This is a genomic window from Kitasatospora sp. NPDC018058 (assembly GCF_044327205.1).
Classification (GTDB): Bacteria; Actinomycetota; Actinomycetes; order Streptomycetales; family Streptomycetaceae; genus Kitasatospora.
In genome coordinates this window covers 1-23,421 of the sequence record NZ_JBIRFA010000031.1, presented here as the reverse complement: position 1 = coordinate 23,421, position 23,421 = coordinate 1, and the positions used below count along the sequence as shown (strand labels likewise).

23 protein-coding genes and 1 pseudogene are annotated in these 23,421 nt (G+C 72.9%); 15 read left to right on the top strand and 9 right to left on the bottom strand.

Features of this window, described 5'->3' with window-relative positions; all coding sequences use genetic code 11:
• Positions 1 to 112: 112 nt before the first annotated feature.
• From ACH4E7_RS32835 to ACH4E7_RS32820, 4 genes are all read left to right on the top strand, one after another.
• On the top strand, positions 113 to 1,135 hold the full coding sequence (locus ACH4E7_RS32835; protein ID WP_396252797.1) for a permease: 1,023 nt from the start codon (positions 113 to 115) through the stop codon (positions 1,133 to 1,135).
• Positions 1,132 to 1,944 carry a TIGR03943 family putative permease subunit gene (locus tag ACH4E7_RS32830; RefSeq protein ID WP_396252796.1) on the top strand — a complete coding sequence of 271 codons (813 nt, stop codon included), beginning with the start codon at positions 1,132 to 1,134 and terminating at the stop codon, positions 1,942 to 1,944. The genes ACH4E7_RS32835 and ACH4E7_RS32830 overlap by 4 nt, the downstream gene beginning before the upstream one ends.
• A 700-nt stretch (positions 1,945 to 2,644) precedes the next feature.
• Positions 2,645 to 2,875: an oxidoreductase C-terminal domain-containing protein gene (locus ACH4E7_RS32825; protein ID WP_396252795.1), complete on the top strand. Its 231-nt coding sequence runs from the start codon at positions 2,645 to 2,647 to the stop codon at positions 2,873 to 2,875.
• Positions 2,876 to 3,070: 195 nt separating this feature from the next.
• Positions 3,071 to 3,487 (top strand): DUF3592 domain-containing protein, encoded by a 417-nt coding sequence (locus ACH4E7_RS32820; protein WP_396252794.1) that lies wholly within the window; start codon positions 3,071 to 3,073, stop codon positions 3,485 to 3,487.
• Positions 3,488 to 3,609: 122 nt separating this feature from the next.
• On the opposite strand, the gene ACH4E7_RS32815 is transcribed toward ACH4E7_RS32820, so the two are convergent.
• Positions 3,610 to 4,614, bottom strand: a complete 1,005-nt coding sequence (locus ACH4E7_RS32815; protein WP_396252793.1) for a Clp protease N-terminal domain-containing protein — start codon at positions 4,612 to 4,614, stop codon at positions 3,610 to 3,612.
• 237 nt (positions 4,615 to 4,851) lie between these two features.
• On the opposite strand from ACH4E7_RS32815, the gene ACH4E7_RS32810 reads away from it, so the two are divergent.
• Positions 4,852 to 5,784 (top strand): S1C family serine protease, encoded by a 933-nt coding sequence (locus ACH4E7_RS32810; protein WP_396252792.1) that lies wholly within the window; start codon positions 4,852 to 4,854, stop codon positions 5,782 to 5,784.
• A gap of 8 nt (positions 5,785 to 5,792) precedes the next feature.
• Here the strand turns inward: ACH4E7_RS32810 and ACH4E7_RS32805 are convergent, their stop codons facing one another.
• The 4 genes from ACH4E7_RS32805 to ACH4E7_RS32790 form a co-directional block, all read right to left on the bottom strand.
• Positions 5,793 to 6,401 (bottom strand): GNAT family N-acetyltransferase, encoded by a 609-nt coding sequence (locus ACH4E7_RS32805; protein ID WP_396252791.1) that lies wholly within the window; start codon positions 6,399 to 6,401, stop codon positions 5,793 to 5,795.
• Between the two features lie 274 nt (positions 6,402 to 6,675).
• Positions 6,676 to 7,092 (bottom strand): hypothetical protein, encoded by a 417-nt coding sequence (locus ACH4E7_RS32800; RefSeq protein ID WP_396252790.1) that lies wholly within the window; start codon positions 7,090 to 7,092, stop codon positions 6,676 to 6,678.
• Between the two features lie 6 nt (positions 7,093 to 7,098).
• Positions 7,099 to 7,653 (bottom strand): universal stress protein, encoded by a 555-nt coding sequence (locus tag ACH4E7_RS32795; RefSeq protein ID WP_396252789.1) that lies wholly within the window; start codon positions 7,651 to 7,653, stop codon positions 7,099 to 7,101.
• A 245-nt stretch (positions 7,654 to 7,898) separates the two neighbouring features.
• Positions 7,899 to 8,111, bottom strand: coding sequence for a hypothetical protein (locus ACH4E7_RS32790; protein WP_396252788.1), 213 nt, complete (start codon positions 8,109 to 8,111; stop codon positions 7,899 to 7,901).
• A gap of 119 nt (positions 8,112 to 8,230) precedes the next feature.
• Here ACH4E7_RS32790 and ACH4E7_RS32785 point away from each other — a divergent pair, with 119 nt between their 5' ends.
• The 4 genes from ACH4E7_RS32785 to ACH4E7_RS32770 all read left to right on the top strand — a co-directional run bounded on the left by ACH4E7_RS32785 (position 8,231) and on the right by ACH4E7_RS32770 (position 11,505).
• Complete coding sequence (locus tag ACH4E7_RS32785; RefSeq protein ID WP_396252787.1) at positions 8,231 to 8,578, top strand: GntR family transcriptional regulator; 348 nt, start codon at positions 8,231 to 8,233, stop codon at positions 8,576 to 8,578.
• Positions 8,575 to 9,567: a DUF1648 domain-containing protein gene (locus ACH4E7_RS32780; RefSeq protein ID WP_396252786.1), complete on the top strand. Its 993-nt coding sequence runs from the start codon at positions 8,575 to 8,577 to the stop codon at positions 9,565 to 9,567. The genes ACH4E7_RS32785 and ACH4E7_RS32780 overlap by 4 nt, the downstream gene beginning before the upstream one ends.
• A gap of 240 nt (positions 9,568 to 9,807) precedes the next feature.
• Complete coding sequence (locus tag ACH4E7_RS32775; protein ID WP_396252785.1) at positions 9,808 to 10,551, top strand: hypothetical protein; 744 nt, start codon at positions 9,808 to 9,810, stop codon at positions 10,549 to 10,551.
• A gap of 102 nt (positions 10,552 to 10,653) precedes the next feature.
• Complete coding sequence (locus tag ACH4E7_RS32770) at positions 10,654 to 11,505, top strand: SAM-dependent methyltransferase (protein ID WP_396252784.1); 852 nt, start codon at positions 10,654 to 10,656, stop codon at positions 11,503 to 11,505.
• Positions 11,506 to 11,520: 15 nt separating this feature from the next.
• Here the strand turns inward: ACH4E7_RS32770 and ACH4E7_RS32765 are convergent, their stop codons facing one another.
• Positions 11,521 to 12,186, bottom strand: coding sequence for a response regulator (locus ACH4E7_RS32765; protein WP_396252853.1), 666 nt, complete (start codon positions 12,184 to 12,186; stop codon positions 11,521 to 11,523).
• 5 nt (positions 12,187 to 12,191) lie between these two features.
• Positions 12,192 to 13,394 (bottom strand): sensor histidine kinase, encoded by a 1,203-nt coding sequence (locus ACH4E7_RS32760; RefSeq protein ID WP_396252783.1) that lies wholly within the window; start codon positions 13,392 to 13,394, stop codon positions 12,192 to 12,194.
• Between the two features lie 125 nt (positions 13,395 to 13,519).
• On the opposite strand from ACH4E7_RS32760, the gene ACH4E7_RS32755 reads away from it, so the two are divergent.
• Together ACH4E7_RS32755 and ACH4E7_RS32750 are read left to right on the top strand one after the other, a co-directional pair.
• Positions 13,520 to 14,431: an ABC transporter ATP-binding protein gene (locus tag ACH4E7_RS32755; protein WP_396252782.1), complete on the top strand. Its 912-nt coding sequence runs from the start codon at positions 13,520 to 13,522 to the stop codon at positions 14,429 to 14,431.
• Entirely contained in the window at positions 14,428 to 15,264 is an 837-nt protein-coding gene (locus tag ACH4E7_RS32750) for an ABC transporter permease subunit (protein WP_396252781.1), read from the top strand. The genes ACH4E7_RS32755 and ACH4E7_RS32750 overlap by 4 nt, the downstream gene beginning before the upstream one ends.
• A gap of 77 nt (positions 15,265 to 15,341) precedes the next feature.
• On the opposite strand, the gene ACH4E7_RS32745 is transcribed toward ACH4E7_RS32750, so the two are convergent.
• A complete protein-coding gene (locus ACH4E7_RS32745; RefSeq protein ID WP_396252780.1) occupies positions 15,342 to 16,811 on the bottom strand; it encodes an MFS transporter in 1,470 nt (489 codons plus the stop codon).
• 196 nt (positions 16,812 to 17,007) lie between these two features.
• Between ACH4E7_RS32745 and ACH4E7_RS32740 the strand changes: the two are divergent.
• The 4 genes and pseudogenes from ACH4E7_RS32740 to ACH4E7_RS32725 all read left to right on the top strand — a co-directional run.
• Positions 17,008 to 17,700 (top strand): annotated as a pseudogene (locus ACH4E7_RS32740) (MFS transporter); the annotation flags it as partial.
• A gap of 137 nt (positions 17,701 to 17,837) precedes the next feature.
• Complete coding sequence (locus ACH4E7_RS32735; RefSeq protein WP_396252779.1) at positions 17,838 to 18,023, top strand: hypothetical protein; 186 nt, start codon at positions 17,838 to 17,840, stop codon at positions 18,021 to 18,023.
• A 25-nt stretch (positions 18,024 to 18,048) separates the two neighbouring features.
• Complete coding sequence (locus ACH4E7_RS32730) at positions 18,049 to 20,157, top strand: flavin monoamine oxidase family protein (RefSeq protein WP_396252778.1); 2,109 nt, start codon at positions 18,049 to 18,051, stop codon at positions 20,155 to 20,157.
• Entirely contained in the window at positions 20,154 to 21,986 is a 1,833-nt protein-coding gene (locus tag ACH4E7_RS32725; RefSeq protein ID WP_396252777.1) for an alpha-keto acid decarboxylase family protein, read from the top strand. Before ACH4E7_RS32730 ends, ACH4E7_RS32725 begins: the two co-directional genes overlap by 4 nt.
• Before the next feature lie 77 nt (positions 21,987 to 22,063).
• On the opposite strand, the gene ACH4E7_RS32720 is transcribed toward ACH4E7_RS32725, so the two are convergent.
• Positions 22,064 to 23,332 (bottom strand): MFS transporter, encoded by a 1,269-nt coding sequence (locus ACH4E7_RS32720; protein ID WP_396252776.1) that lies wholly within the window; start codon positions 23,330 to 23,332, stop codon positions 22,064 to 22,066.
• Positions 23,333 to 23,421: the final 89 nt, after the last annotated feature.

Sequence of the window (23,421 nt, the reverse complement as noted above, 5' to 3'; positions counted from 1 at the left end):
CCTAGATGAAAGTGATTATCACCGCTACCCTGGCGACCACTCACGCATTTCTGACGGTGAGCATTCATGCCTTGCCGCACGCCCGCGGCGAGCGGGCTGAGGGGCGGTCACGATGGTGGACACGAGTCTCGACGGCGTCCGACGACTCCCGGCGGCCCCGACGACAGCGAGACAGGCGCCGCGCCACCGACGGCCGGTACCGCTCGTCATCGGGGCGGTCGCCCTGACGGCGGCAGTGGTCGCCCTCGCCCGGGCCTGGGACACCGGCGGGGTCCGCGCGTGGCGGACCGTCATGGTGGCCATCGTCGTCCAGGGCGTACCGTTCCTCGTCCTGGGCACGGTAATCTCCGCGGCCATCGGGGCGTTCGTCCCCGCCCGCGTGTTCACCCGGATCCTGCCGCGAAGCCCCGCCCTGGCCGTCCCCGTGGCGGGCATGGCCGGGGCGGTGCTCCCCGGGTGCGAGTGCGCATCGGTGCCGGTGGCGGGAAGCCTGATGAAGCGCGGGGTGGCCCCGGCGGCCGCACTCGCGTTCCTGCTCTCCGCGCCCGCCGTCAATCCGGTGGTCCTCGTCGCCACCTCGATCGCCTTCCCCGGACAGCCCGCGATGGTGCTCGCCCGGCTGGTCGCCTCGCTCGCCACGGCAGTGGTGATGGGCTGGCTCTGGGTGGCGTTCGGCCGCCCGGAGTGGCTGCGGCTGTCCAAGGCCGCCGGCGGCGACGGCCCGGCCGGGCGCAACCCACTGGAGGAGTTCCGCCGCGGCTTCCAGCACGACTTCCTGCACGCCGGCGGCTTCCTGGTGGTCGGCGCGACGGCCGCCGCGATCTTCAACGTGCTCGTCCCGCCATCCGTTCTCCGGGCCTTCACCGACTCCCCGTGGCTGGGCGTGCCGATGCTGGCCCTGCTCGCCGTGATCCTGGCCGTCTGCTCCGAGGCCGACGCCTTCGTGGCCGCCTCGCTCAGCGGCTTCTCCCCCACCGCCCGGCTCGCTTTCATGGTGGTCGGCCCGATGGTCGACCTCAAGCTGATCGCCCTCCAGTCCGGTTCCTTCGGCCGCGCCTTCGCTGCCCGCTTCTCCTCCGCGACCTTCGTCGTCGCCGTCCTCGCCAGCGTCGTGATCGGGAGTGTGCTGCTGTGAAGGCCACCGTCCGGGAGCTCGTCCCGTCGCTGCTGGTCGCGCTGGTGGGGATCGCCTTGCTGCGGATCACCGTCAACAGCGACCTCTTCCTGCAGTACGTCAAGGAGGGCCTGCGCTACCCGCTGATCGGCTCCGGGCTGGTACTGCTCGGGCTCGGCATCACGGGGGCGGCGCGCCGGTTGACCGCGCGGCGGCGGGAGCCCGTCATGCGCTTCGGGCGCGACACCGACGGCAACGCGGTCTGGCTCGAACCGTCCGCCGAGGAGCAGGACCACGAGCACGAGCACCACCACAGCCCCGGGATCGCCTGGCTGCTGACCGTGCCCGCCGTGCTGCTGCTCTGCTTCACCCCTCCCGCGCTCGGCTCCTTCACCGCCTCCCGGGACGGCGCGGACGCAACCGTCGAGAAGACCGACTACGCCGCCCTCGCCCCGCAGGCGTCCGCTGTCGAGGTGCCCACCCCGATGTCGCTGACCGAGTTCATCGGGCGCAGCCGCGACCCGGAGGGCGGCCTGAAGGATCACAAGGTCCGCCTCACCGGCTTCGTCACCCCCGGTCCGAACCCCGACGAGTGGTACCTCAACCGCCTGGTGGTCAGCTGCTGCGCCGCCGACGCCCGCCGGCTGCGTGTGCTGGTCCACGCGCCGGGCCCGACGCCCGCCGCCGACAGCTGGGTCGCTCTGACCGGCGTCTGGACACCCGTCCCGGGCGCCGCGAACGGCACCCCGCCCCGGATCGAGACCACCGAGCAGCACGCCGTCCCCCAGCCCCGCGCCCCCTACCGCGACCTGCCACCCTCCGAAAGCTGAGCCACCCATCCGGGCGCACCAACCGCAGCGCCCGCTCATTCCGCGGCATCGACGGCTGTCGCGTGCGCACTGTGCGGGTGTCGGAGCCGTCGTGTGGTGCTGGCCGAGTTCACTTGGACGCCGCGATCCACAACAGCAGATCCGAAACCTCTCCGGAGTTCATCCTGCTGAACCACATAAGCGTCACGTACTGCTCCAGGGTCGTCCGCTGAACGCTGACGGGCTCCGGGCACGACTTCCCAGCCGCGTGCCGCGCGCAGACGTGACTCCTTCCCCACTTGCAGCCCCCCTGCAACCCCAGCACCGGGCAAGGTCGGTCAACAGGTGGTACTTGATGCTGCTCGGCTGCTCCTCGTACCTCAGGTGCCCTTGCGGGTGAAGCGGTCCAGGAATGCACACCACAGGATCGGCACCTCGCCGACCAGTACGGCGGACACGGCCTTGTCGAACTCAGGCCGCTTTACGTCGTTCTATGCGGACAGGTTGTCCACCCAGACGTCCCGGACCCGCTTGCCGTTCTTGGCTGCCCACGCTCGGCCCAGCTCCTCCTGCGTCTGGACAGAGAGAAGATCACGAGGATCTTCCGTGCGGTTCTTCTCGGGCGTCAGACCTGTGCGCTGCATTGGTTGAGCCTCCTATCAGCCAAACGCGAACGTCAATGGCCGTGCCAGGGTCCGCGACTGACCAGTACGACCTCGGGATGGAGTACGTCGGCTACGTCGAGCCGGGCGGCTACGACCAGGTGGTGTTCCGCGGCGACCCGGCCACCCGCGAGTTCATCGCGTTCTGGCTCTCCGGCGGCCGGGTGCTCGCGGGGATGAACGTCAACGTCTGGGACGTCACCGACCCGATCCGCGAACTGGTGCGCTCGGGGCGGGTGGTGGACGCCGAACGGCTCGCCGACCCGGGCGTGCCGCTCGGCGAGGTCTAGCGAGGTTCGTTCCGACCGGGGCGCCGGGGTTCACTGGGCCCCGGCCCCCGGTGACGGTGTTGGGGGAGGAACAGGCCGTCGCCCAGAGTGGACTGGACCATTCCGGAGCGTCCGGAGCGCCTCCGCCGCGCGATACTGGGGTTCCGGGATCCCGGGGTTCTGGATTCCCGAGGAAGTCTCGGACTGGGAGGCGCGGTGGGCGGGACGGCCGGATTCGCCGTTGTGGTGTTCGGCGCGCTGGGCGGCGTGGTCGCCTACCTCGCCGGGGTGGTCGGGCTGCGCGAGCTGCGGCGGCTGCGCCGGGTCGGGGTGCCCGTGCGGGCGCTGGTACGGGCCAGGGTGCCGGCACCGGAGGACCGCGCGCTGCCGCCGCGTCCGCTGCTGCAGTTCGAGACCGAGGACGGCCGGGTGGTCGAGGTCTTCTCCCCCGTCCCGTCCACGGCGCGCCACCCGCTGCCGGACGGCGGCTACGTACCGGTCCGCTACGACCCGGCGGACCCTCGGCAGGTGCTGGTGGACGGGCGGGAGCGGGTGCGGGTGGAGTACGGCTTCGTGACGCTGGGGTTGCTGATGCTGCTGGCCTCGATCACACTCGGTGCCGCCGTACTCTGACCGCCGCCACCTGCCGGCCCGCAGTCCTGCCGGGGTGAGACCGCCTTCCACAAGTCCCGGGCGATGGGCGACCCGTTGACGCGGATCGAGGACATCGCCCTGGCGTTCCCCTTCCTCTGGCATCACGGTCGACGCTCCAGGGCCTCGACCAGGCGGCGGGCGCGGGTGTCCTCCTCCAACAGCGCCCGGACCAACCGCTCGGCGCCCTGGGCCGCGGCGGCGGCCAGGTAGGCCTCCACGGAGCGCGGGTCGGCGGGCAGGGACACCTCGCCGGCGTCGAGGACGGCGTGGACGCGGGCGTAGTCGAGGCCCCGGCCCGAGAGCAGCGCGCCACCGGCGGTGTCCAGGTCCGACCAGGGCTCACGGCAGGCCACTTCATGGACGGCCAGCAGTGCGAGCAGGATGTGCTCGGTACCGGGAGTGCGGCGGCCGAGGCGCAGGGCCTGGGCGTCCGTCTCCAGCCTGATCCAGACCCCTCGCCCGGCCGCCCCCGGCTGCAACAGGCGCTTCCAGCGCGGGAGTCGGTGGGTACGGCGGGCGAGCAGCGCCTCCCGGGTGGGGCGCAACAGCGGGTCGAGGGGGCCCGGGCGCTCACCGGCGGCCCGCGGCGCCACCACGTCGGGGCCGTCCGGCCCGGCCGCCGGCGCGGCGCCGGCCACGTGGGCGCCCGCCGCCGCCGACATGGCGCCGTCCAGGCGGTCCAGTACGGCCTGCGGCGACACGCCCACCGTGTGCAGCAGTTCGGCGGCGCGGGTGCGGTCGTCGGCGAGCAGGGCGCGCAGCAGGTGCTCGGCGGTGAAGGTCCGCTCGTCGTCCCGGCGGGCGCGTTCCGCCGCCCCGGCGAGTGCCCGGGCGGCGGCGCCGGTCAGCACCAGGCCGTCGTCCCCGGCGGGGCCGAGCACCTCCCGGGCGGGCACCCCGTCGCCGGTCCCGTCGTCCGTGCCCCACCGGCCGTCACGGTCGCGGCGCAGGGAGTGCAGGAGGTCCGCCGCGGCCCCGGCGGCGGTGAGCGCCGCCCCGGCGGGGCCCGGCGAGCCGGCGACGGCGATCAGGAGGTGTTCCGTCCCCAGCCGCCCGCCGCCCGGCTCGCCGAGTGTGCGCCAGTCCGGCTCCAGCATGGTGTCCATGAGCCCCTCCCACAGATGCGGCTTTGCTCGAACTCTACGCCTACTTTGCCTGTGCTTTATTGTTTTTCGGACGCCGAGAACCCGTCAGGACACGGCGGAAGCCACGATCCCGCACCGTTGTTGCTACCTGGCACACACCCGGCCACCCGCAGAAACCCGGCCACCCGCCCGCGAGAGGGGTGAGCATCATGGCCGACACTCCCCGGACCGGGCCGCGTTCCCGAGGCCGAGGCACCGATGGACGCCTACTCGCGGATCGTCACGTCCGTCGCCGCCGCCGTGACGCCGCGCGTCGCGGCCCTCCAGGTCCCCCGGCGTGGCAGGGGCGGCTGGTTCAGCACCGCGCTCGGCGCGGCGGTGGTCTTCACCGAGGACGGCTTCCTGCTCACCAACGCCCATGTGGTCGGCCACGCCGACGCCGGGATGCTGGCCTTCGCCGACGGCACCAGCTCGCCCTTCCACACCATCGGCGCCGACCCGCTCTCCGACCTGGCCGTGCTGCGCGCCGACGGCCCGACCCCCTCTCCGGTGGTACTCGGTGAGGCCACCGCCCTCCGGGTGGGCCAGCTGGTGGTCGCCGTCGGCAACCCGCTCGGCCTGGCCGGGACGGTCACCGCGGGCGTGGTCAGCGCGCTCGGCCGCTCCCTTCCGGCCCGCTCCGGCAGCGCGGCGCGGATCATCGACGACGTGATCCAGACCGACGCCGCCCTCAACCCCGGCAACTCCGGCGGGGCGCTCACCACCGCGAACGGCGAGGTGGTCGGCATCACCACCGCCGTGGCGGGGAACGGGCTCGGCCTGGCCGTCCCGATCAACGCCACCAGCCGCCGGATCATCGCCGCCCTGCTCGCGGAGGGCAGGATCCGCCGCGCCTACCTCGGCCTGGCCGGGGTCCCGACCCCACTGCCACCCGCCCTGCGCCACCGAACCGGGCAGGACACGGGCTTGCGCATCGTCGAGGTGGTCCCCGGCGCCCCCGCCTTCCGGGCCGGCCTGCGCGAGGGCGACCTGCTGCTCACCGCCGCCGACGAACCCATGGGCAGCGCCCAGTCCCTCCAGCGCCTGATGCTCGCCGACGCCATCGGCCGCCCGCTCCCGCTCACCGCCCTGCGCGGCGAGGCCCTGGTCGACGTCATCGCCGTCCCGGCCGAACTCCCCAGCGACGACTGACACCGGGGCTACGCACCTTCGCCGCCCTGCGGCGCCCGCCGCATCACCCACAGCGTCGGGCCGTTCTCCGGCAGCCGTACCTCCTCCAGCACCTCGAAGCCGAAGTGCCCGTACACGGCGAGGTTCGCCTCCTTGGAGGACTCCAGATAGACCGGCAGTCCGTCCGCGTCCGCCCTCGCCAGCCCCGAGCGCAGCAGGGCGGCGCCCTGCCCCCGCCCCTGGGCGACCGGATCGACACCGAGCACCGCCAGGTACCAGTGCGGCTCCTGCGGCGCGTTCGCGGCGGCCGCGTCGACCGAGCGCCGGAACGGCTCGGCCCGCTCACCGAGCAGCTCGGTCAGCTCCCGGATCGTCTCCGCGTCCGGGACGGCCTTGTCCTGCGCCTCCGGCGACACCCAGAAGGCGACGGCGCTGTCGGTCCGCTCGCACATCCCGTGGGGCAGGTACTGCCGGGTGAACAGCGTCGTGAAGTAACCGCCCAGCGCGGCCGGGCGGCTGACGCCCTCGGGGAAGAACCAGCACATCATCGGGTCGTCACCGAAGGCCCGCGCCAGTACCCGGGCTATCGGCTCGGCGTCCTCGCCCGTCGCGGTCCTTGGCATGTTCGCTATCTGCATACGGACATTCTGCGCGCCCTTATCCCGCACGCCCACCCGGGGCCTCCGACTCGGGTCTCCAACTCCCCCACCGGGAAAGGGTCCTGACAGATCGGATGGAGTGGCCGCTGCGGGCGGCGAACCCGCTGTCCGAACGGCGGCCACTCCACCGGGAGGCGCCGGGGCGCCTCGTCCACCTGTTTTCCACCGGTTGCCGAGGGCTCCGGAGTACCGGCCGGAGCCCCGGGGTTCGGCGTGGTCCGCCCTCGCGGGCGGACCGTCCTCGGGGCGCGCCTCAGACCGTGCGGTCCAGGCGCAGCGGTGACACCCGTACCGTCCGGCGGGGCAGCGCCGTGGGCAGGGAGACCAGCAGGGCGGTGGCGGTGAACATCGCGTAGTGCCAGGCCTCCGGCCAGGGGCCGGACCAGCCGCGTTCGGCGTGCCGGTGTTCGGCGAAGGCGTTGCAGCACAGCCAGGCGGCCAGGCCGATCACCGGCGCGGCCCGGGGGCGGGAGAAGCCGCCGACCAGGCCGCAGAGCGCCAGGTAGGCGACGAAGGCGAGCCAACCGGAGTGCAGTTCGCCGAGGCCGCCGAGGGCGAGGGCGAGCAGGCCGCCGCCGAGCAGGGCGACGGTGCCGGAGGTGCCGGAGGCGAGGCGGTCCAGCACCTGGTGGTAGCGGGTGCCACCGGGGCGCGCCGAGTACATCCGCACCGCGGGCTACCCCTTCGCCGCGATCAGCTCGGGCGCGGGGCCGACCGGCAGGTGCCAGCGGGTGCGCCGGTGGAGGGACTCCAGGTCGTGCAGCAGCTCGGGCACCGGGACGATCAGCACCGGGCAGCCGGCCTCCCTGGCGCAGTACGCGGACACCGAGCGCCGCAGCCGGCGGCGCAGCGGTCCGCCGCTCCGACCGAGCACCAGCAGGTCGTCCGCGCGGTCGGCGACGTGCACCAGGGCGGGCCCGGACTGGCCGCGGATCACCACCGGCCGCATCGGGACACCCGGGTCGGCCCCGCCGAAGGCCGCGTCCAGCGCCTCGTTCAGCCGCTGCTCGGCGGCCTCCCGTACGGCGGCCAGGAGCGGCGGACAGGGCGAACGCCGGTAGCCGAGTTCGCCGCCCGGCGGCTCCCAGGCGAGCACCGGCACCAACACGGCGCCGCGCTCGCGGGCCTCGGCGACGCCGCGGTGCAGTGCCGCGAGGCTCCCCAGCGACCCGCTGACGCCGACCACCACCCTGGGGTCCGCGCTGTCCTGGTGTCGCCCGTTGCCGTGCATGATCCGTCCTCGTGTAGTTCCGTCGTCCGTCGGTCTCCACCCAACCGCCCTCCGGCCGCCGACCAGCGGTTGTTGACGGCTTCCTGACGCCCCGGGCGAAGTTCCCAACGCACTCCATACGCGGACGACCCGCGAGGCCTGACTCACCCGTTCGGCCTACCCGGCGGGCGAAGACCGCCTCCGGATGGGTGAGTGGAAGCGCCCGTGCGGAGCGGCATCCCCACGGGCCGCTCGATGTCGGGCCTTCAAGCGAGTGCGGGCTCGTACGACAGCAGCCGCGATGACGAGGCGTTCGCCCGGCCGAGGACGCCCGCGGGAGCCGAGCGCGCTGACCGGCCGTCCTCACCGGACAGCGCGGCCGCCACCACCGGGCGCAGCACGGTGGGCCGCAGCACCACCGGGATCTCCCCGGCCCGCAGCCGGCTGAGGTCCAGGAGGTTGGCGACCAGCCGTTCCATCCGGCGCCGCCCCCAGGAACACCCGCAGTCGTCCGCTCACCGCACCGCCTCCAGGTCCATGATCGGCTGTGGATCGCTCGTACGCACCAGATTTGGATGGTGCTATCGTCAGTAGCACCATGTTGCTGAAGCTGGACCTTGGCGACGCCCGCCCGCTGCACGAGCAGGTGGCGGGCGCGATCCGACGGGCCGTCGCGGAGGGCGAGTGCGCCCCCGGCGACAAGCTGCCGCCCGCCCGGGAGCTCTCCCGGGCCCTCGGCGTCAACACCAACACCGTCCTGCGCGGGCTGCGCGCCCTGCGCGACGAGGGGGTGCTGGAGTTCCGCCGGGGCCGTGGCATCACGGTCGCCTCGGACGCCGGAACGCGCGCCGAACTGGTGGACCGGGTACGGCAGTTGATCGCCGACGCGGCCCAGGCCGGCTACAGCAGGAACGATCTCGTGGATCTGATCAGGGGGATGCCGTGAGGGACGAAGAGCCCGTTTCAAGCCGGCCGGTGCGCCGGGGGGCGCTGTGGGGGGCGGTGGTCTGGACGCTCGGCGTGCTGGCGCTGCTGATCGTGCTGCCGCTGGCCGCACGCAACCGGCTTCCGGAGCAGGTGGCGACCCACTGGAGCGGGAGCAACCCGGACGGTTCGATGTCGCTGACGGCGGCGGCACTCTTCCCGGCCGGCCTCTGGCTCCTGGTGGCGCTCGCCGTTGCCGCCGTCCTCCGGTTCCGGCCCGACCAGGCCCGCGGCCGCGCGGGGGCGGTGCTGGCCTTCACCGGGGTACTGCTGACCGGGGCGCAGACCTGCATCGTGCGCGCCAACCTGGACCGCGCCCGCTGGCAGGACGCCGCACCGATGGGCATCGAGGTGGTCCTGATCGTCGTGGCAGCGGGCCTGGCCGGTGTGCTGGCCTGGCTGGCGACCCGCCCGGACGCCACCGCCCCGGCCCGACCCGGCACCCCGGTGCTGGAACCGAAGGCCGGCGAGCGGCTGGTCTGGCTCTCCCAGGCCGCCAACCCGTGGCTGCAACTGCTCGCCGCCGTCATGGGTCTGATCTCGGTGGCGGGCGCCCTGGTCACGGCGGGCGGACTGGCGGCCGCCGACGACTGGGTGTCGGTCGTCCTCTTCGGCCTCGGCTCCGTCGCCGCCCTGCTCTGCTCCTCGGTGCGGGTCCGGGTGACCGGCGAGGGACTGCACGTCGGCTTCGGCCCGTTCGGCTGGCCCGCCCGGCGTCTGCCGCCCGCCGAGCTCGTCTCGGCCCGCGTCGAGCAGCTCACCGCCCGCCAGGCCGGCGGCTGGGGCTACCGCGTCAACGGCCGGGGCACCACCGTGTTCCTGCGCCGGGGCGAGTGCCTGGTGGTCCGCACCAGGCGCGGAACGGACTTCGCGATCAGCGTGGACGACGCCGAGCGCGGGGCCGCCCTGCTCAACGCGCTGATCGCCCGCACCGCCGGTTCGAGCCGCTGAACCCCGCCGCCGGCCACCCGCCGAGTGCACTCCGGTGGCCGGCGGCGCCGTCGCCCTGTGCCGTCAAGTCGAGGATGCCGCGAACCACCTGATCCAGTGATGGCCTCCGCTCCTTTGCGGGTACACCAGTTGACGGCCGCTTCCGTGCGGCGGCGCCCGTCGACACCGCCTCATGCGACTCCCCAGCGGCCGGACGATCCGCGGGCCACGGCTGCCCGTACGGAAGGCGAGGAGGCGTCCGTGAGCGACGACCTGCGCAGCGAGAGAACCCCTGATTCCCCCCAGCAGCACATCCAGGACGAACGTACCGTCAGCTTCCTGCGTTTCGGCGTCGGGGCGATCGGCATCCTGCTGCCGCCGGCGCTGCCGCTCGGCAACTGGCTGGCCGACGAGGTGACGGGGCGCGGCACGGACGGGTTCTGGCCCGCCTCGATGAGCGCCGCGTACTACGGTGGGACGCGGAACGTCTTCGTCGGGGCGCTCTGCGCGCTCGGGGTGTTCCTGATCTGCTACCGCTTCGACCGGCGGGACGACCGGTGGAGCACGGCGGCCGGAGTGTTCGCGCTCGGGGTCGCGCTGTGTCCGACGGCGCCGCGGGATCCGACGCAGGTGCAGCGGGTGGTCGGGGGGTTCCATCTGGCCTTCGCCGCGCTGCTGTTCGTGATGCTGGCGCTGTTCTGCCTCTACTCCTTCCGCAATCCGCGCTCGACGCAGCCGGCCCGGGTCGGCGCGGCCTACCTGGGGGCGGGGGTGCTGATCCTGGTCGCGCTGCTGGCCGCGGCGGTCTGCGGGCTGTCCGGGCTCGGTACGGACTGGACGGTGCGACCGGTGTACCTGGGCGAGTGGGTGGCGACCTGGGCCTTCGGTGCGGCCTGGATCGGCGCGGCGGTGGAGCTGGCCGGCGGGCGTCCCGGCCGTGGCACGCTGCCCCGCCGGGCGGGGGCGCCGATGGTCGAACCCCGCAGTCCGGAAGTTCAGGCCTGAGCGATCGTCATCTGGTCGTACCGGAGCACCGTTACCATGCGCACCAAGGACCGCCGTCGTGGCGGCCGGTGACGGATGCCCAGCGACAACGGGAGGGCGAGCATGGCGAACGAGGTCCGGGCGCAGCACGAATCGCGGCAGGAGCCGCGGGAGGACTACCCCTCGGTGGACCTGCGGATGGACGTACCGCACTCCGCGCGGGTCTACGACTACCTCATCGGCGGCAAGACCAACTTCGAGGCGGACCGGGTGGCCGCGCGCGCCTCGGTGCAGGCCTGGCCGTCCCTGCCGATCTCGATGCGCACCACCCGCGACTTCATGCAGCGCTCGGTGCGCCACCTCACCGAGCGCTACGGGGTGCGGCAGTTCCTGGACATCGGCACCGGCATCCCCACCTCGCCCAACGTGCACGAGATCGCCCAGGCGATCGCCCCCGACACCCGGGTCGCGTACGTGGACAACGACCCGATCGTGCTGACCCACGCGCGGGCCCTGATGTCCAGCACGCCCGAGGGCCGCACCTGTTACGTGGACGCCGACTTCCGCGCCCCGGAGTCGATCATCGACGACCCCCGGCTGCGCGAGGTGCTCGACCTCTCGCAGCCGGTGGCGCTGTCGCTGATCGCGATCGTGCACTTCGTGCTGGACGAGGACGACCCGCAGGGCATCGTGCGCCGCTTCATGGACGCGCTGGCGCCCGGCAGCTTCCTCGCCCTGACGGTGTTCACCGGCGACACCGACCCGGTCGGGGTCGGCGGCGTCGGCCGGGAGTACAACGCCCGCGGCATCCCGCTGCAGATCCGCGACAAGGCCGAGACCGAGGCCTTCTTCGACGGCTACGAGCTGCTCGACCCGGGCGTCACCCTGGTCCACCACTGGCGGCCGGAGGCCGACGCCCCGGTGGTCCGCGACCAGGACATCGCGATGTACGCGGGCGTGGCGATCAAGCGCTGATCCGGGTGGGCCTGGTCAGCCGGGGACGGAGACCAGGCCCGCCTCGTAGGCCAGGATGACCAGCTGCACCCGGTCCCGGGCGTCCAACTTGGCCAGCAGCCGGGTCATGTAAGTCTTCACGGTGGCGATGCTGAGCACCAGTTCGGCGGCGATCTCGGTGTTGGACAGGCCCCGGCCGACCAGGGTGAGGATCTCCCGCTCCCGGTCGGTGATCGCCTCCAGGCGCCTCCCCGCCGGGCCGGGCACCGCCGGGACGGGCGCCGTCGGCCGGTGCCCGGCGAACGCCCCGATCAGCCGCCGGGTGACGCTCGGCGCGATCAGCGCGTCCCCGGCGGCGACCACCCGGACGGCGGCGAGGATGTCGTCCAGCGCCATGTCCTTGACCAGGAAGCCGGACGCCCCGGCGCGCAGCGCCGCGTACACGTGCTCGTCCTCGTCGAAGGTGGTGAGCACCACCACCCGGGTCGGCCCGCCGGCGGCGGTCACCAGCCGGGTGGCCTCGATGCCGTCGGTGCCGGGCATCCGGATGTCCATCACCACGACGTCCGGCCGCAGTTCGGCGGCCAACCGGACGGCCTCGGCGCCGTCGCCGGCCTCGCCGACCACCTCGACGTCGGCGGTCTCCGTGATGACCATCTCCAGCGCGGCCCGGACCAGCGGCTGGTCATCGGCGAGCACCACCCGGATCACGCGGCCACCTGCTCGGGGATCGGCAGCCGGGCGGCGACCCGGAAGCCGCCGCCCGGGCGCGGCCCGGCCTCGAACTCGCCGTGCAGCAGGGCGACCCGCTCGCGCAGCCCGGCCAGGCCGAAGCCAGCGCCGGGCGCGCCGCCGCGACCCCGGCCCCGGCCCCGGCCCCGGTCGGTGATCTCCACGGCCAACTCGCCCTCCCTGCTGCGGTCCACGGTCACCAGGCAGTCGCCGACCTCCGCGTGCCGCACCACGTTGGTGACCGACTCCTGGATGATCCGGAAGGCCGAGAGGTCGATCTCCGGTGGCAGCGGGGCCTGTCGGCCTTCGCGTCGCACCGTGACCCGCACACCCGCGGCGGTGGTCGTCACGGCCAGCCGGTCCAGGTCGGCCAGGCCCGGCGGGGCGGTGTCCGACGCCTCGCCGTCGGCCTGGCGCAGAGCGACCAGCATGCGGCGCAGCGCGGCCAGGGTCTCCCGTCCGGCGGCCTCGATCTCGCCCAGCGCCTGTTTGGCCCGCTCGGGCCGACGGTCGATCACCCGGTGGGCCGCGCCGGCCTGCAGGGCGACGATGCCGATGCTGTGCGCGACGGTGTCGTGCATCTCCCGGGCGATCCGCAGCCGTTCGGCGGTGACCGCCTCGGCGGCCGCCCGGCTGCTCAGCGCCTCGGCGTGCTCCCGGTTCTGCCGGACCGAGCGCCCGGCCAGCCAGGCGACCAGGGCGAGCAGCGCGGCGCCGTCGGCCGAGCCGATGTGGGTGCCGGTGAAGATGCCGACGGTGTTGCCGCGCACCAGGCCGATGTGCAGCACCAGGAAGACCGCCGCCAGCGCGAAGGCGGTGCGGGAGCTGCGGCGCGGGCGGGTGGCGGTGATCAGGAACAGCGCGACGTCCACGGCGAGCAGCGCCGCCGGGGGCACCTGGGTGGCGGCGGCCCAACCGTCGGTCTCGGTCCAGGTGGCGATCAGCAGCAGGGTGATCGAGAGCACCGGCAGCCGGCGCACCAGCGCGGCGCCGAGGAAGGCCACCGCCGTGTCGGCCAGGGTGAACGCCAGTCCGCCGTGCGCGGCGGCACCCCGGTGCAGCCGCGCGGTGCCGCCGAGCATGACGGCGGGGTAGGCGGCGGCCACGCACCAGGCGAGGGCGACCCAGGCCTCGGGCGGGATACGCCGGAACAGCGGGGGTGGGGGCGTCGCGGGCATGGTTCGAGATCGTAACGACGGCCTCGGGCGCCGTCATCCAACCGTGGTTGTACGGCCGGGGGTGACCTGCGGTGTCGACACCGGTCCGATGTGTCCGGGCGGCCTCCCCCGGCACCGTGGTGGCCATGATCGAAGTCACCGAGCTGACGAAGCGCTACGGCCACCGAACCGCCGTCGACCGCCTCACCTTCACCGTCCGCCCCGGCCGCGTCACCGGCTTCCTCGGCCCCAACGGCGCCGGCAAGTCCACCACCCTGCGGCTGGTCCTGGGCCTGAACGACCCGACCAGCGGCACCGCCACCGTCGGCGGCCGGGCGTTCCGCGGCCTGCCGCGCGGCCTGCGCGAGGTCGGCGCCCTGCTGGACGCGGGCGATGTGCACGGCGGGCGCACCGGGGCGGCCCATCTGCGGGCGCTGGCCCGGAGCAACGCGATCCCGGCCGCCCGGGTGGGCGAGGTGCTGGCCGAGGTCGGCCTCGCCGAGGCCGCCGGACGGCGGATCGGCGGCTACTCGCTGGGCATGAAGCAGCGCCTGGGCATCGCCGGCGCGCTGCTCGGCGACCCGCCGGTCCTGCTCTTCGACGAGCCGCTGAACGGGCTGGATCCGGAGGGCGTGCTCTGGGTGCGGCGGCTGCTGCGCCGACTCGCCGCGCAGGGGCGGACGGTGTTCGTCTCCAGCCACATGATGGCGGAGATGGAGCACACCGCCGACCACCTGGTGGTGATCGGACGCGGCCGGCTGATCGCCGACGAGAGCCTCACCGAGTTCGCCGCCCGCGCGGGCCGGGCCGGAGTCACCGTCCGGGCCGCCGAACCCGACCGGCTAACCGCGGTACTGCGCGCCGCCGGCGCCACCGTACGGCCCGGCCCGGACGGCGCCCTGGACGTGACCGGCCTGGACGCCGAACGGATCGGCGAACTCGCCCTGGAGCACCGCCTGTTGCTGTACTCCCTGACCACCCGTGGCGCCTCCCTGGAGGAGGCCTTCATGGAACTGACCGCCGACAGCGTCGAGTACCTCGCCGGAGAGCCCCGATGAGCACCAGCCCGTTGAGCACCGCAACTCCCCTCCCCCGCCCTCGTTTCGGCGACCTCCTCGGCGCCGAATGGCTCAAGTTCCGGTCACTGCGCTCGATCCCCTGGGTGCTCGGTCTCGGCACGCTCGTCATCATCGCCGCCAACCTCAAGGCCGCCCAGTACACCCACGACCACTACACGCCCGGCGACGGCGACCCTGCGGTGATGGCCCAGGTCGCACTGAACGACTCCTTCCACACCGGCTCCGCCGACATCCTGATGCTGATCGCGGGCGGCCTCGGCGCGACCGTCATCGCGGGTGAGTACGCGACCGGGCTGATCCGCACCACGCTGGCCGCCGTGCCCGACCGCCGGGCGGTGCTGCTCGCCAAGGCGGGCGTGCTGGCGGGCGTGATGCTCGGCTTCGGCGTGCTCACCGCGGGCGTCTCCTTCGGCCTCACCCAGGCGGTCCTGGCCGACCGGGGCATCGGCCAATCGATCACCGACCCGACCGCCCTGCGCTACGTGGCCGCGGCCGCGCTGTTCGCCCCGGTCTGCGCGCTGGTCGGGCTCTGTCTCGGCACCCTGATCCGACACAGCGCGGGCGCGGTGGTGGGCACCGTCGTGGTGCTGTTCTTCCTGCCGTCCTTCATCACCGAGCGCTACCGCTGGACGGCCGACCTCCTGCACGCCCTGCCCTTCCCCGCCTGGCAGCGCCTGGCCCGCACCACCCTGGCCGGCCTGCGGCCGACCGCGTACCCGGCCACGGTCGCCGGCTCCTGGACCACCTACGCGTTCTGGTCGCTCGCCTCGGTGACGCTCGCGGCGGCGGTGATCCAGCGCCGGGACCACTGAGGGGACGCAACGGCGCGCCGGGCGGTCGGCCCGGCGCGCCGAGGTCCCCCGGGCCCGCCAACGCCCCAGCGCCCCGGCTACCTCCGGTGGCCGGCCACGTCGTCCGTCAGCGCCACCAGCAGCGCCAGCAGCACCAGGCCCCCCGCCACCGCCGTGCCCAGCTGGAAGGCCAGCGCCCAATCCGGGTGACGGCCGCCGGCGTGGGCGAAGAAGACCGAGCCGACCACCGCGATGCCGACCGCCGAACCGACCCGCTGGGCGGTCTGCAGCACACCGCCGGCACTGCCCGCGCGGGCGAGCGGGACCGGCTGGAGGGTGAGCGTCTGGTTCGGGGAGATCACCAGTCCGCTGCCGACCCCGGCGATCAGCAGCGGGCCGACCGTCGTCCAGGCCACCGCGGGGCCCGACCACAGCTGCACCGCCAGGGCCGAGGCCACCAGGCCGAGCAGCACCAACAGCAGCCCCGCCACCACCAGCCGCCGTCCGAGCCGGCTCACCAGCCGTCCGCCGACCGCCGCCGACACGCCCGAGCCGAGCGCGAAGGGGGTGATCGCCAGGCCCGCCGTCAGCGCCGAGTAGTGCAGGCCCACCTGGAGGTAGAGCGTGAAGATGAAGAAGATCGCGGTGAACCCGGCGAAGTACACCAGCGACAGCAGCACCCCCGCCGCGTACGGGCGGACCGCGAACAGCGCCATGCTCACCAAGGGCTCGCACCGCCGCGCGTAGTGCCGCTCCCATCCGACGAAGGCCGCCAGCAGCACCGCCGCCACCGGCAGCAGCAGCCAGCGCGCCGAGCTGTGCCACTGCTGTCCCTGGATGAAGGGCAGCAGCAGCGCGACCGTCCCGGCGCCGAGCAGCAGCACCCCGACCGGGTCGAAGTCGCGGTGCCCGGCCCGGTCGGCGGCCGGGCGCGGCGGCGGGAGCAGCCGGTAGGCGATCGGCAGGGCGGCGACGCCGATCGGCAGGTTGACCAGGAACACCCAGCGCCAACCGTCCTGCGGGCCGAACAGGTGGATCAGCAGGCCGCCGAGCAGTGGTCCGACGGCGGTGGACAGCCCGATGACCGCGCCGAGCGCGCCGAAGGCCCGGCCGCGCTCGGCCCCCTGGAACAGGGTCTGGATGAAGCCGGACACCTGCGGCACCAGCACCCCGCCGGCCGCGCCCTGGAACAGCCGGGCCAGCACCAGCCACTCCTGGCTCTGCGCCGCCCCGGCCAGGGCGCTGGCCGCGGTGAACAGGGCGAGCCCGGCGAGGAAGACGGCCCGCCGGCTGCGGGCGTCGCCGAGCCGCCCGGCCGGGACGAGCACCAGGCCGAAGGCGAGCGCGTAGCCGCTGAGCACCCACTGCAGGCCGCTGTCGGACATGTGCAGCCCGGCGCGGACGGTCGGCAGGGCGACGTTCACGATGCTGACGTCCAGCAGGGTCATGAACCCGGCGACCAGGCAGACCGCGAGCGCCCGCCAGCGCCGCGCGTCGGCCCGCCCGCCGACGGCGGAGGCGCCGGGCGGCTCGGGGTTCACCGCGTTGCGGGAGGACTGGGCGATCATCAGGAGCCCCTTCCCGGAGTCCGGGGGCCGGTGAACTGGGCAGGGATCCGCAGGACACGCCCCAGCTCCGGCCCATCGTCGCCCGCCGCACCCGGCGCCGCCACCCGGGCCCGCGCGAAGGCACAACGCCCCCGGCACCGCACCCGAACGGCCGAACCGGATCGCGACCGGCCCCGACGGCCCCGAGGCTTGCGGCATGACCGTCGCCACCGAGGCCCAGCCCTCCGCCCCGCCGGTGCTCGACGTGCGGCAGCGGAACGTCGTCTTCGGCACCATCGTGCTCGGCATGCTGCTGGCCGCCCTGGACCAGACCATCGTCGGCACCGCGCTGCCCACCATCGTCGCGGACCTCGGCGGGGCCGCGCACATGTCCTGGGTGGTGACGTCCTATCTGCTGGCCGAGACGGTGGCCACCGTGCTGGCCGGCAAGTTCGGCGACCTGTTCGGGCGCAAGCTGCTGTTCCAGGTCTCGGCGATCGTCTTCATCACCGGCTCGTTCCTGTGCGGCCTGGCCACCGACATGATCCTGCTGATCGCCTGGCGGGCCCTCCAGGGCATCGGCGCGGGCGGTCTGATGGTCACCGCCATGGCACTGATCGCAGACGTCATCCCGCTGCGCGAGCGCGGCAAGTACCAGGGCGCGATCGGCGCGGTGTTCGGGCTGGCCACGGTGATCGGACCGCTGCTGGGCGGGCTGTTCACCGACCACCTGTCCTGGCGCTGGGCGTTCTACGTCAATGTGCCGATCGCCGTCGTGGTGGTGGCCGCGGCCGCCCGGACCATCCCGTCGGTGCGCTCGACGGTGCGGCCGGTGATCGACTACCTGGGCATCGCGCTGGTCGCGGTCGGCGCCGGCGCCCTGATCCTGGCGACCAGTTGGGGCGGCAGCACCACCGGCGGTGACACTGCGTGAGCCCGTCGGGAGGCTGACGTCCGGTTGACAGGACTCTCGACGACGAAGCTACGTTGAGTGTCAGACCCATCACACTTTGCGATCGCCCCTGCCTGTACCCGAGGAGCCCGAGCGTGACCACGACCCCCACCCGTCCCACCGCCGTACCGTCCATCGAGCAACTGCCCCAGCCGAAGCTGCGGACGAACACCGACATCCAGGGCAACATCCTGGCGGCGTTCAACAAGGACTTCACGGACTTCCGCTGTCTGCACTTCCCGGACGCCAGGGACCTCCCCAACAAGCCGGTCGGCTCCTGAGCGCCGAGCACCCCGAGGAGACACCATGGAGAACCCCGTCATCGAGGGCACGGTCGGCGACCGCGCCCGTTGGCAGACCTGTCGACAGCTGGCGCGCGAACTGCTGCTGGTCGGTCCGGACGACAAGGACCTGAAGCTGCGCTACCTCGACGTCCTGATCAAGGACGGCATCCCGGAGACGGACGAGCCCAAGGACGTGCTGATCGTCGGCGCGGGCATCGCGGGCCTGGTCGCCGGGAAGCTGCTCAAGGACGCCGGACACAACGTCACCATCCTGGAGGCCAACGCCAACCGGGTGGGCGGGCGGATCAAGACCTTCCGCTCCACCGACGACGAGGTCGACGGACCGTTCCGCGACCCGAAGCAGTACGCGGAGGCCGGGGCGATGCGGCTGCCCAGCTTCCACCCGCTCACCCTGGCGCTGGTCGACAGCCTCGGCCTGAACCGGCAGCTGTTCTTCAACGTCGACGTCGATCCGGACACCGGCAAGCAGAACGCGCCCGTCCCGCCGGTGGTCTACGAGTCCTTCGAACCCGGCAAGGTCTGGAAGTACGGCGCGGACAGCCCGGACTTCCGCGAGCCGGTCAAGCGCTTCAACTCCTGGATCCGCACCAACCGGATCCAGGCCCGCCGCAAGGAGTACGCCGCCGACCCGAGCTGCGTCAACGAGGGCTTCCACCTCACCGGCGACGAGGTGCGGATCACCGCCGCCGACATGGTCAACCAGGCGCTGGAGCCCGTCCGCGACTACTACTCGGTGATCAGGGGCGGCAAGCGGGTGAACAAGCCGTTCGCCGAGTGGCTGGACGGCTGGGCCCGGGTGATCCGCGACTTCGACGGCTACTCGATGGGCCGCTTCCTGCGCGAGTACGCGGGCTTCAGCGACGAGGCCATCGAGGCGATCGGCACGATCGAGAACATGACCTCACGGCTGCACCTGGCCTTCTTCCACACCTTCCTGGGCCGCAGCGACATCAACCCGAACGCCACCTACTGGGAGATCGCGGGCGGCAGCTGGAAGCTGCCCGACGCGCTCGCCGAGGAGCTCCGGGAGGAGCTGCGGATGGGCGAGCGGATGATCCGAATGGAGTACTGGGACCCGCGTCGGGACGGCGGAGGAGCCCGGAACGTCGGCCCGATCGGGCCGCAGGTCGCCGTCCAGACCGTCCCCGAGGACGACCCGGAGGCCGAACCCACCGTCTGGAAGGGCGACTTCGCGATCGTCACGGTCCCGTTCTCCGCCCTGCGGTTCGTCCAGGTGACGCCCCCGTTCTCCTACAAGAAGCGCCGGGCGATCATCGAGACCCACTACGACCAGGCCACCAAGGTGCTGCTGGAGTTCTCCCGCCGCTGGTGGGAGTTCACCGAGGCGGACTGGAAGGTCGAACTCGACTCCATCGCACCCGGCCTGTACGAGTACTACCAGCGGGCCGGTGAGGACGACGCCGAGGCTGCCGTGGCCGCCGCCCACAACGGCCACCGGCCGCCGCGCAACCTGCCGGAGGTCCTGCTCGGCGCGCACGCGAGCGTGGACGAGCACCGCATCAGCCGGGCCCAGCGGGAGGTCTACCAGCACACCCCGCTGCTGCGGGCGAGCGTGCGCCCCGCCACCGACTGCTTCGGCGGCGGCTCGACCACCGACAACCCGAACCGCTTCATGTACTACCCCTCGCACCCGGTGCCCGACGGCGACGGCGGCGGGGTGGTGCTGGCCAGCTACAGCTGGTCGGACGACGCGGTGCGCTGGGACTCCATGGAGGACGACGAGCGGTACGTCTACGCGCTGCGCAACCTCCAGTCGGTGCACGGCCGGCGGATCGAGGTGTTCTACACCGGCTACGGGAAGACCCAGAGCTGGCTGCGCGACCCGTACGCCTTCGGTGAGGCGGCGGTGTACACCCCGCACCAGATGACCAGCTTCCACCTCGACGTGGTCAAGCCGGAGGGCCCGGTGCACTTCGCCGGCGAGCACGTCTCGCTCAAGCACGCCTGGATCGAGGGCGCGGTGGAGACCGCCGTCCGGGCTGCCATCGCCGTGCACGAGGCACCACCGCCTCCGGCCCGGGCCGAACCGGAGATCCGGCCCGAGGTTCAGGTCCGACAGGAGAGCCGACAGGAGGCGATGCGCGGATGAGAAGCAACGACGAATGGACGGTGGCCCGTTACCTGGCCACCAGGCTGGAGCAGTTGGGCATCCGGTACCTGTTCGGGGTGCCGGGGGACTTCCTCGGCCCGTTCCTGACGATCATGCAGGCCACCACCGGCGTACGCTGGATCGGCACCCCGACCGAGATGGGCGGCGGCTACGCCGCGGACGCCTACGCCCGGGTGCGGGCCGCCGACGCCGACCCGGCCAAGGGCGAACAGGGCATCGGCGCCGTCGCGGTGACCTACGGGGTGGGCGCGTTCAGCCTGCTCAACACCATCGGCGGCGCGTACGTCGAGGACGTACCGTTGATCGCGATCAACGCGGCACCGTCCTACGAGCAGTGGCTCAACCAGCAGGCGGTCGGCCTGCTCACCTCGCACATGAGCCCGCGCCGGGAGAGCAACCTGGACGTCTACCGGCAGGTCACGGTGGACGCACAGGTGCTCTCCAACCCGGGACTCGCACCCTCGCAGATCGACAGCGCGATCACCGCGTGCCTGACCGAGCGCAAGCCGGTCTACCTGGAGGTCATGGAGGACCTCTGGCACGCGCCCTGCGAGCGTCCGCAGGGCGAACTCCGCGCTCACGAGCGGCCGTTCACCAAACGGAACAAGGACATGCTGGAGAAGGCCGTCACGGCGGCGGTGGAGCTGATCCGGAAGTTCGGCACACCGATCGTCTGGGCCGGCGAGGAACTGGTCCGCCAGCGGCTGGAGAACGAGCTGCTGGAGTTCGTGCAGACCACCCGGATGCAGTTCTGCACCACGGTCGGTGCGAAGTCCGTGGTGTCCGAACGGCACCCGCTGTTCGCCGGCGTCTACAACGGCAAGGCGAGCCTGCCGGAGATCCGGAAGACCTTCAAGAACGCGGGGTGCCGGATCGGCCTGGGGACCTGGTCCACGTCCAAGAACCTCGGCGGCGAGCAGTCCATCGGCGACGACTGGATCGTGGCGGCACGCGACGGAGTCAGCGTCGGCGCCAGGTACTTCCCCGAGGTACAACTCGGGCGGTTCATCGCGGCATTGAGCAACGCCCTGGCGGGACAGACCTTCTCGGCCGACCACTTCGCGCTGGCGCACGCGGAGGGCCTGGACGTCCCGGCCAGCACGGCCGACTTCCTCGACTCACTGAGCAGCGACCGGCACCCGCCGGAGCTGACCTATGACAGCTTCTTCCAGCACATCAACTTCTTCCTGGAGCACCAGGCCACCGGCGGGGACCCGCAGGCCCCCTCGCCGTTCACGGTGATCTCGGACGCGGCGTTCGCGCTGCTCGGCTCGATGAACCTGCGGATCACCGAGCGGGCCGGCTTCCTGGCGCAGAACAGCTGGCTGTCCATCGGCTACTCCGTCGGCGCGGCCACCGGCGTGGCGCTGGGCCGACAGCAACCGATGAAGCGCCCGCTGGTGTTCGTCGGGGACGGCTCGTTCCAGGAGATCTGCCAGGAACTGTCCACCCAGGTGCGCCACCACCTTCGGCCGGTGGTCTTCGTCCTGGACAACGAGGGCTTCTACGGCATCGAGCAGATGCTGGTCAGCCCCTGTTACTACAAGGAGAAGCCGTCCGACGGGGCCGACTTCTACAACGTGCTGCACCCGTGGCGCTACGAGAAGCTGGCCGAGGTCTTCGGCACGGACAAGGACCGGATGCACGGGTACGAACTCACCACCCACGCCGAGCTCGACTCACTCCTGCTGGACATCGCCGATCCCGGCAACGACCTCAACCACGCGCCGATCCTGGCCCGCGTCCGGCTCAGCCGGCACGACTACCCGAAGGCGCTCCAGTACAAGATCGACGAGAACTGCACGTAGCCGCCCCGGAGCGCACTGGCCCCCGTCGCCGACGGGGGCCGGTGCGCTCCGGACGCCGAGGGTGCTTTCGCTTCGCCTCACGGCACCGGCAGTTCCCGTCGGGTGCGCAGGGGGCCGGTGAGGAGGAGCAGGGCGCAGAGCGCGTTGCCCGTGTACAGGAGCCACAGGGCGCCCCGGTCGCCGAGGACGGTGCCCAGGGTTCCGCCGAGGAGGCTGCCGATCGGAATCGTCCCGTACATCACGAAGCGGATGCTGGAGCTGACCCTGCCGAGCATGTCCGGGGGGCAGTAGGCCTGGCGGAAGCTCACGATGATCACGTTTCCGGCGACGACCCCGGTCATCAGGCAGAAGTCTCCGACCAGGAAGGCCAGCAGGCCCGTGCCGTCCGTGGTGAGCGGGATCAGCAGTCCGAACGGGCCGCTGCAGAAGGCGCAGAAGATGACCGCCCGGGCGGTGCCGAACCGGCGGGCCAGGCGGGGCGAGATCACCGCGCCCAGGACGCCGCCGAGGCCGGTCAGGGCGATCAGGACGCCGATGACGCCGCCGCCGGCGCCGACCGTTCGGCTGAGGAAGACGATCGCCAGGCACTGGGCACCGGCCAGGAACAGGTTCATCGCCGCGTCGCACGCCAGGATCGTCCGCAGGAACGGGTCCCGGGCGAGGAACACGATGCCCTCCCGGATCTCGGCGGCCAGGGACCGGTCGGCTCCCGCCCGCTCCTCGCGGCCGGGCGGGCTCTCGCGGGCGCGGATCCGGGTGAGGAGCACGACCGAGATCAGGAAGCTCAGGCCGTCGGCGAGGAAACCCAGGGCCGCGTTCGCCGTCTGGGCCAGCACGCCGCCCGCCCCCGGGGCCGCGACCTCGGCGGCGGACTCGCTGGTCTGGAGCTTGGCGTTGCCGTCCGCCAGTTCCTCCTGCGGCAGGAGGGCGGGGATGTACGCGCTGTAGGCCGCGCGGAAGAACACGTCGGCGGTGCCGGCCAGGAGGGCGACGAGAAGGACTTGACCGGTCGTGAGGAGGCCCAGCCAGTCCGCCGCCGTCAGGGAGAACATCAGCACCGCCGACACCGTGTTGCACACGATCATCACCGGTCGGCGTCGCATCCGGTCCGTCCAGGCTCCTACGGGCAGGCCGATCAGAAGCCACGGCACCCAGGCCGCGGCGCCCAGCAGGCCCATGGTGAAGGAGTCGGCGTCCAGTGTGTTCACCGCGATCAGCGGCAGGAGCACGCGGGTGGTCGCACTGCCGAACTGGCTGACGGACTCGCCGGCCCACAGGAGCCGGAAGTCGCGCCGGCGTAGGGCGCGGGGTGTCGCGCTCGTCGTCGTGCTCGTCGTCGTGCTCATTAGAGGACCATCCCTTCTGCAGCCCTCTTCGGTAGGGTTGTGACCTCTCGGTCCCGGTGGGTGCATGGCCAGTCGCGCGAGCCGTTCGT